At 31.8% G+C, this 7,468-nt stretch carries 10 protein-coding genes; all 10 read left to right on the top strand.

The window, feature by feature from the left end:
• Positions 1 to 49: 49 nt before the first annotated feature.
• The 10 genes from V7056_RS19080 (at position 50) to V7056_RS19035 (ending at position 7,346) form a co-directional block, all read left to right on the top strand.
• Positions 50 to 604 carry a hypothetical protein gene (locus V7056_RS19080; protein ID WP_499703976.1) on the top strand — a complete coding sequence of 185 codons (555 nt, stop codon included), beginning with the start codon at positions 50 to 52 and terminating at the stop codon, positions 602 to 604.
• Positions 605 to 779: 175 nt separating this feature from the next.
• The gene (locus tag V7056_RS19075) at positions 780 to 1,925 is read left to right on the top strand and encodes a PD-(D/E)XK nuclease family protein (protein ID WP_499703975.1); all 1,146 of its coding nucleotides are present in this window, start codon (positions 780 to 782) and stop codon (positions 1,923 to 1,925) included.
• Positions 1,926 to 2,532: 607 nt separating this feature from the next.
• Positions 2,533 to 2,664 (top strand): FbpB family small basic protein, encoded by a 132-nt coding sequence (locus tag V7056_RS19070; RefSeq protein WP_499703974.1) that lies wholly within the window; start codon positions 2,533 to 2,535, stop codon positions 2,662 to 2,664.
• A gap of 45 nt (positions 2,665 to 2,709) precedes the next feature.
• Complete coding sequence (locus V7056_RS19065) at positions 2,710 to 3,159, top strand: DUF6376 family protein (protein WP_499703973.1); 450 nt, start codon at positions 2,710 to 2,712, stop codon at positions 3,157 to 3,159.
• Between the two features lie 18 nt (positions 3,160 to 3,177).
• Positions 3,178 to 4,050 (top strand): protease HtpX, encoded by an 873-nt coding sequence (htpX, locus tag V7056_RS19060; RefSeq protein ID WP_499703972.1) that lies wholly within the window; start codon positions 3,178 to 3,180, stop codon positions 4,048 to 4,050.
• A 229-nt stretch (positions 4,051 to 4,279) separates the two neighbouring features.
• On the top strand, positions 4,280 to 4,735 hold the full coding sequence (locus V7056_RS19055) for an HIT family protein (RefSeq protein ID WP_499703971.1): 456 nt from the start codon (positions 4,280 to 4,282) through the stop codon (positions 4,733 to 4,735).
• On the top strand, positions 4,725 to 5,537 hold the full coding sequence (locus V7056_RS19050; protein WP_499703970.1) for a PP2C family serine/threonine-protein phosphatase: 813 nt from the start codon (positions 4,725 to 4,727) through the stop codon (positions 5,535 to 5,537). The genes V7056_RS19055 and V7056_RS19050 overlap by 11 nt, the downstream gene beginning before the upstream one ends.
• Positions 5,538 to 5,726: 189 nt before the next feature.
• Positions 5,727 to 6,200, top strand: a complete 474-nt coding sequence (locus V7056_RS19045) for a GNAT family N-acetyltransferase (protein WP_499703969.1) — start codon at positions 5,727 to 5,729, stop codon at positions 6,198 to 6,200.
• Between the two features lie 164 nt (positions 6,201 to 6,364).
• A complete protein-coding gene (plsY, locus tag V7056_RS19040) occupies positions 6,365 to 6,943 on the top strand; it encodes a glycerol-3-phosphate 1-O-acyltransferase PlsY (protein WP_499703968.1) in 579 nt (192 codons plus the stop codon).
• A 139-nt stretch (positions 6,944 to 7,082) separates the two neighbouring features.
• The gene (locus tag V7056_RS19035; protein ID WP_087999109.1) at positions 7,083 to 7,346 is read left to right on the top strand and encodes a CPCC family cysteine-rich protein; all 264 of its coding nucleotides are present in this window, start codon (positions 7,083 to 7,085) and stop codon (positions 7,344 to 7,346) included.
• Positions 7,347 to 7,468: the final 122 nt, after the last annotated feature.

The raw sequence follows: 7,468 nt of genomic DNA, 5'->3' as shown, positions 1-7,468 counted from the left end.
ATAACGAACGATATAAATTGTTATTTGAAAAACAAAGAGGTGCTACTTTATGAACTTTCAATTTGCAAAGATATTAAGTGAAAATATATTTATAGAAAGAAAGAATTTATTTAAAAATGCAGATGTTGTTTTATATCATCCAGGTCATTTTCCAGAGTTAAATGAGCACATAGTAAAACTATATAAAGAAGAATCATTTAATAAGATCATGATACCAAGTGTTTACAACGATTATTTAAAAGAAGACGAATATTTATTCCACAAAGCCTTACTAGTTAATTTAGGCATTCCTGAAGACATTATATTGCCAATAAATGGTGAAGCTGAATCTGCTAATGATGTAATAAAAAATGCAATGTTTTATTTAAATAGTACAGACGAAAGAAACATTTTGTTAGTAGGCAAAACGTTCTTTGTGAATAGGTTCTTGTTAATTGCATCAACATTTGCAAAGAATGATATGATTTTAGATGTTTTACCATTGGAAGATAACCGTGGTTTAAATCGAGACAATTGGCATTTAACAGATATCGGAAGAAAAAGAGTGCTAAATGAATATCATATGATTTCCCATTTTTTAAAACAAAATAATCAATTATTCTAAATCTTATCCAACTAACTGGCGCGTTAGTTGAACAACGACGGACTGCTTTGGTGTCCATTTTTTATGGTTCTAATTGGAAATATAGTTTAATTACATTAGTTTACCCTCTATCTATTAATAATGTTATGATACATTATAGTTAGATTCTAACAACGGCTAGAATGTGAGGTTCATGATGATTACAAATACAAAAGAATTGAAATTTCAACTGAATAAGTTAATTAGTGACCCCGATTTTTTAAGATTACAGGAATCTTTTGAAAAAGAAAGTTTGTTTCACTTATTAGGTTTTGGACACCGCGAAACTATGCATAGTGCATTTATTAGTTGGCTACTCTCGCCTGTTTCGTCTTTAAATTTAGGCTTATTCCCTCTAAAGCGTTTTCTCTACTATATTTGTGAGGAAAACGTTTCAAATGTGAAAACAACTTTTGATTTTGAACTGATTGAATCGGATACACTTGAGTTAGAAAAAATGAAGGTGGCTACTGAAGTAACTGCCTCTGCAATTGATCCTGAAACAAATACAAAATTAAATGCCCGATTTGATTTATATTTAACGAACGACTTTGTACGAATTATTGTAGAAAATAAAGTATTATCACGTGAAAATAAAGACCAAACCGATACATATACAAAAATTTTAAACAATTTGGATGAATCGTATGAATATGATTTAAAGGTATTTTTATCACCTGATACAATGGTAAGACCAAAATGTCCTGAGTTTATTCAAGTCGACTATCAAGGGCTATATGATTTTGTTATTATGCCTTGTTTAAACCATCCAAAAATTTCAATTGCGAATAAAAACATTTTAGAACAATATGTCCATAACTTACGCATTGTATATCGAGGAGTGAATAAACCCATGGCAAAAGTAAACGATGAACTATGTATCGCCATTTACAATAAATATAAAGATGTTTTAGATGAAATTTTTGATGCCGTAAAAAATGAGACACCTGAAAAAAGAAAAGTCAAAAACTCTTCTACTTCTCGTACATCCAAATTACCTTGGAATGAAATCTATCCTAGTCTAAATGAAAACGAAAAATATTTAGAGTCTACTTATGGTAACGAAATTACAAAAGCAGAGATCGATTTATCGAGTGGTCAAATTCTTTTTCAAGGCAAGAAATATAGTAGCGTTTCAAGTGCTGCAGTTGATGCTGTTAATTCCATCAAAGGTGAAAACTACACGAAACAATACAATGGATTTGATTTCTGGAGCATCGTCTATCCAAATGGTGAAAAGAAAAAACTGTCTGAAGTACGTGATGACCTCGAATTAGCCCTTGTACAAGATGAGGAAGATTAAAAAAACGCACGTTTCGAATAAATGCGATCTTTTTATGGTCAAAAAAGCATCTGATAGATGCAATCAACCTAAATTTAATTATTTAAGAAAAAACGCTCAGATATTATCGTTTCTGAGCGTTACTACTTTTACTGTTCTGATTGCATTAGCAGTGTTATTCAACTAACTGGCGCGTTAGTTGAAGAGTGTAAGCAGCCTGTGGCAGTTCTTTTTTTGTTTAAACAACTGACTGTTTAGTTTATGTGTTAGTGTTCACAATGTTAAAATAGAATTTAAGTTTAAATAACTATTTAATTGATGACGTTCACCCACAATCATCGAAATCAAAAGTTTTGTTTGACGAATTAGCTGTTTCAGGTTAAGATGAGTTCAAATAGATGAAACGTGTTTTCTCCAAAGGGGAGTAGCTATTACAGTAAAGTCGTCATTACAGGATTCAAATCCTCGGCTTTGCTGGCAATTTCGATTGCAAGCGAGACCTTTGCCAATTAGTTGGTAAAGGTCTTTTATTTTGAACACCTTTACCGGCTAAATGGTAAAGGTGTTTTTTCATTTGTGAGAAATTTACGTTGCTGATAAAAATTAGGAAAAAGAAGGTGATGTTTTGATGAGAAAAGCGATTAAAAAGTCTTTTAGACAGTTGGTGTTGGAAAACAAAAAGGAACTCATGAACAATGAGAAGGAAATGGAAAAAATTGAGAAGAAAATTGAAGACAAGTATTCACAATCCTCTAAATGACAATTAGAGTGAATAGGCAATCTTACGAAGTCGGAGGTAACCTCAATGAAAAAATGGATGATTATTGTTTCTACAGTGACATTATTGCTCCTTACTGCAGGGTGTTCTCCATTCGAGAGAGTAAACAGCACGTTAACTTACGCAAATGAAGCAACGGATTATGTAAATGAAGCTATTACTTTTGCAAACGAAGTTCCTTCCCTTGCAGAACAAGCTGTTAGTGATCAACAAGGGGCAATAAAATTGGAGATAAAGCTTGAAGAGATGAAAAAAGAGATTGAAGAATTTAATAAACTTCGGTCGCCAGATTTGGCTGCTAATCTGCATCAGCAAATAGTCGATCAAAATAATCAGGTGTTAGATGGGATTGACTTGTATTTAAACAATATGGAAAACGGCAAGCTGGATTCTGTCATTGTAAAGAATACGGAAATGTTTAAGTCCATTCAGGAAATAGCTGGTATCATTGACCAAATAAAACAATTAGGACAGTAAGAACGAGGAGGGACTTTTTTGTTTAAACGTATTTCTTTATTTATTTTTATTAATATTTTAGTAGGTATTACAATTACTATTATAACATCAATATTTGGTATTCAAAGTTATCTAATTAGTGGTGAATACCTGTTTCTAATTGCCTTTAGTTTAATTGCAGGTTTTAGCGGTGCGATCATTTCTTTATTAATATCTCGTATGATGGCAAAATGGTTAATGAATGTTCAATTAATTAACGAACGTTCTCCACAAGGTGAACATGAATTGTTTATTTTAGAAGAAACTTACCGTTTAGCAAGAATTGCAGGTTTAAAAAAGATGCCACAAGTAGGTATTTATCATTCTGCAGAAGTTAACGCATTTGCTACTGGACCAAGCAAAAATCGTTCATTAGTTGCGGTTTCAAGTGGGATGTTACAATCAATGGATCGTAACGCAATTAGTGGAGTTATCGCTCACGAAATTGCTCATATAAAAAATGGTGATATGGTTACCACAACATTATTACAAGGGATAATTAATACATTTGTTATTTTCTTTTCACGTTTAGTTGCTAAAATTGTATCAAATTTTGTTCGAGAAGAGTTAGTTTCCGTTGTTTACTTCATTTGTTCGATGATATTTGAAATTATTTTTAGCATTTTAAGTAGTCCAATTATTTTCTGGTATTCTAGAAGAAGAGAGTTTAAAGCAGACCAATTAGGTGCCGAACTTGGTGGGAAAGATAACATGATTCACGCTTTAAAATCCCTACAACACAATGTTAACCGAATAGATGATAGCCAAAAATCTATTGCAGCTTTTAAAATTAGTGGTAAAGAGAAATTTACTAAGTTATTCTCTACACACCCGCCTTTAGAAAAGCGTATCGAATTTTTAAAATCATTATAATATTAAAAGGATGTCTACGATTAAGGGGGTAGATATCCTTTTTTTAATAAGATTTAAGTTCATTGTAATAAATTATTTGTTCAACTAACTGGCGCGTTAGTTGAAGAACGGATTGGCAGAAATGCCAGTCTTTTTTTATTTCCAAATCTTTTGTAAGAAAAATAAAATATTCCTTAAAAGAAGAATCTATATTATAATTTTAAGAAAATTTGGAAATGGTGGAATATTTATGGTGGATTGTTTTATTTGCAATAAGCATACTGGAAAAATTACCACATCTGGCGTAACGATATACGAAGATGAATATGTATATGTAGGCCATATTGATATAAATGGCAAACCTAATTACTTGGGTCATATTATGATTGATCTAAAAAGACACGTACCTTCACTGGGTGATATGAATGTTGATGAAGCTAAAGCTTTCGGATTAACCATGGCTAAAATGAGTAAAGCCCTAATAACATGTGAAAAAGCTGAACACATATATTCTTATGTATTAGGGAATTCCGTACCACATCTTCATATGCATCTTGTTCCACGCTATCCTAATACACCTCAAGAATATTGGGGACCGGATGCGGTATATGATTGGGAAGATGCTCCAATGGGAGACAATCTTGCTGTTGTAGACCTTTGTAACCGTCTAAAAAACTATCTAAAGGATCATAGTTATGAATATTGATACTGAAGATTTTAGTTGGGTTGGTAATCAAGAAACATTTGTAGACCATCCGAATGTTAAACTACTCAATCACATAGTAGTTGGGCGTTATGGAGGAAACTCAGAAGCTGGACAATATAAAAACGAAGATGGTTGCTTAGTATGGTCTGATGAAAAAAACGATTGGGAATTCGTTATATTGTTAGATGCACATAATTCATCTGAGAGCGCAGAACTAATACTTGAACAAATTAATTCTAAAAAAGTTCAATTAAAACAAATGCTCTGTAATCCATCAATTCAATTCACTTTTAAGGGACTTGAGGAAACAGTATTAAATCTTTTTCAAAGCGAAAACTTTCTTGCCCAATGCCGTGGAGTTACTGGAGAAACTGCCTGTTTAATTGTAGCGAGGAAAGATAAATATGTTTGGTGGTTTTCAGTTGGTGACTGTATTTTATTTTTGCATCACAAAGAACTGGCGACTATGGGGCAGTTTCAATTAAATCAGAGACAATTCTATGAATGGATTGGACAAGTAAATACTTTTGAACAAGATGTACCTTGTTATAGTATTGGGACTAAAGAATTAAGACAAGGAGAAAATCATCTATTACTAACTACGGATGGTTTAATAGAATGCCCAAATAATCCATTAACTGATCCAAACGATATTTTTAATACATTTTCATACTTAGATGAAAAAGAGGCTATCGGGTCAATATTAGATAAAATACGAGAAAATAATGTAAGAGACAGTACTACGATAGTGTCCTGGAAACTAGAAATATTAAAGAGTGCAAGTCGAGCTAGTAATCAATAACGTTATTAAGGGATTGGTATACATTGCTAATGTTCTTATCTAAATGGCGCGTTAGTTGAATATCACTAAAGGCTTTTTTTCAGCCATTTTATTATGCTAACTTGCAGTTTAGTAGAATAAGGAAAAAGCCGACAGATGTAGAATACCTAAATTTTATATTTATACATTCAGTTAATCGGGGGTTGTTTTATGTCATTGGTATTTAGAAAATCTACAATGGACGACGTTAATATTTTACTTACCATTCAAAAAGCTTCTTTTCAAGAGGATTTAGAGAAATATAATGATAAGGAAACTAATCCAGCTTGTGAAACATTTGAAAAGTTGGCGGAAAACATTAAGAAATTTCATCATTTTACGATATTAGATGGTCAAACTATTATCGGTGGGATAGATGTAAGAGGAGATGATGAAAGAATGCATATTGATAAACTATTTGTGTCTCCTTCTGTTCAAAATAAAGGAGTTGGCACAGTTGCAATGCAATTTCTAGAAGAACAATTTCCAAATGTGAAATTGTGGACACTGTATACCCCTTATCTAAGTTTTCGTAATCATTATTTTTATGAGAAATTCGGTTATAAAAAGTCGAAAGAAGTGCAACTTTCACCAGAATTGATACTTTTTAAGTATGAGAGATTTACAAAGGATGTTGTAAATTAGATATGTTGAGTATTCTTCAACTGGATAGGCTGCTACGGCAGTCTATTTTTTTATTGTACTATTGGCCGTTTAGTTGAAGAAGCAGGTGAATTGGGAAAGACGAAGGAAATCAAATGCAATAAATAGAAATACTTACTTAACAAACTATGTAAGGAGATAATACTTTGAACATTTTAACTTTGATTCTAAGTTATTTAATTGGATCAATCTCATTTGCTTTATTAATCGGTAAAATGTTTTATAAAAAAGATATACGTAATTACGGTAGTGGTAATCTTGGTGCAACTAATGCTTATAGAGTTTTAGGCATAAAAGCAGGAGTAATTGTTGCAATTGCTGATATATTAAAAGGTACATTTGCTTGTTTACTTCCCCTAATACTTGGTTCTACAGTTAATCCTATTGTATGTGGTTTATTAGCCATATTAGGGCACATATTTTCTGTTTTTGCTAGTTTTAAAGGTGGAAAGGCTGTTGCGACAGCAACTGGAGTTTTCCTATTTTTGACTCCTTTAGGTGTTTTTGTTGGTTTTGTTGTGTTTGTTTTATCTTTGCTATTTACTAAGTATGTATCACTAAGTTCAATGTTGGCCAGTATAGCATTATTCATTTACAGTCTTATATTTGAAGATAAAGTTCTCATTGCCTTTTCTCTACTAATAAGCGTATCAATAATCATTCTACATCGACAAAATATAAAGAGAATTGTAAATGGAACAGAGAACAAAATAGTTAAAAATTAGTGTTTACTTGTTAAGCTAACTGGCGCTTTAGTTGAACAACATGATCGGCTGAATAGTCGATTTTTTTTGTACTAATGACAGTTTAGTTGTAAGAAATGATAAAATATAAAGATAAAAATATTATTAATAGGAGTAATACATGAAAAAGCATACTTGTCCGTGTTGTGGGTATAAATCATTAACGGAGCGGAATGAATATGAATCATGTCAAGTCTGTATGTGGATGGACGATGACATCCAGGAGGATAAGCCTTATACAAGTAGAGGTGCTAATCAAGAAACACTAGTAGAAGCTCAAAAGAATTTTATTGAAATAGGCAGAGCCTCTAAAACATTATTTCCTTCACATATTCCGCCATTAACAAAATATGAAAAAGATAAAAATTGGAAACCTTTAGATTAATATAAATGTATTACCAAACATGCATATGTTATTAATTAAAGTTACAAATTTTAATAGTCTTATACAACTAACTGGCGCGTTAGTTGAGCATAAAGAGCAGCCATTGGCTGCTTTTTTATTTA

It is taken from the genome of Bacillus sp. JJ664 (genome assembly GCF_036962205.1).
Lineage (GTDB): Bacteria > Bacillota > Bacilli > Bacillales > Bacillaceae_G > Gottfriedia.
This window is presented reverse-complemented; position numbering and strand designations above follow the sequence as displayed.

Excerpts from the sequence above, each read along its gene's own strand:
- V7056_RS19035 (WP_087999109.1), top strand. The coding sequence starts at position 7,083 with ATGAAAAAGCATACTTGTCCGTGTTGTGGGTATAAATCATTAACGGAG.
- V7056_RS19055 (WP_499703971.1), top strand. The coding sequence starts at position 4,280 with ATGGTGGATTGTTTTATTTGCAATAAGCATACTGGAAAAATTACCACA.
- V7056_RS19045 (WP_499703969.1), top strand. The coding sequence starts at position 5,727 with ATGTCATTGGTATTTAGAAAATCTACAATGGACGACGTTAATATTTTA.
- V7056_RS19070 (WP_499703974.1), top strand. The coding sequence starts at position 2,533 with ATGAGAAAAGCGATTAAAAAGTCTTTTAGACAGTTGGTGTTGGAAAAC.
- V7056_RS19075 (WP_499703975.1), top strand. The coding sequence starts at position 780 with ATGATTACAAATACAAAAGAATTGAAATTTCAACTGAATAAGTTAATT.
- V7056_RS19050 (WP_499703970.1), top strand. The coding sequence starts at position 4,725 with ATGAATATTGATACTGAAGATTTTAGTTGGGTTGGTAATCAAGAAACA.
- V7056_RS19080 (WP_499703976.1), top strand. The coding sequence starts at position 50 with ATGAACTTTCAATTTGCAAAGATATTAAGTGAAAATATATTTATAGAA.
- V7056_RS19065 (WP_499703973.1), top strand. The coding sequence starts at position 2,710 with ATGAAAAAATGGATGATTATTGTTTCTACAGTGACATTATTGCTCCTT.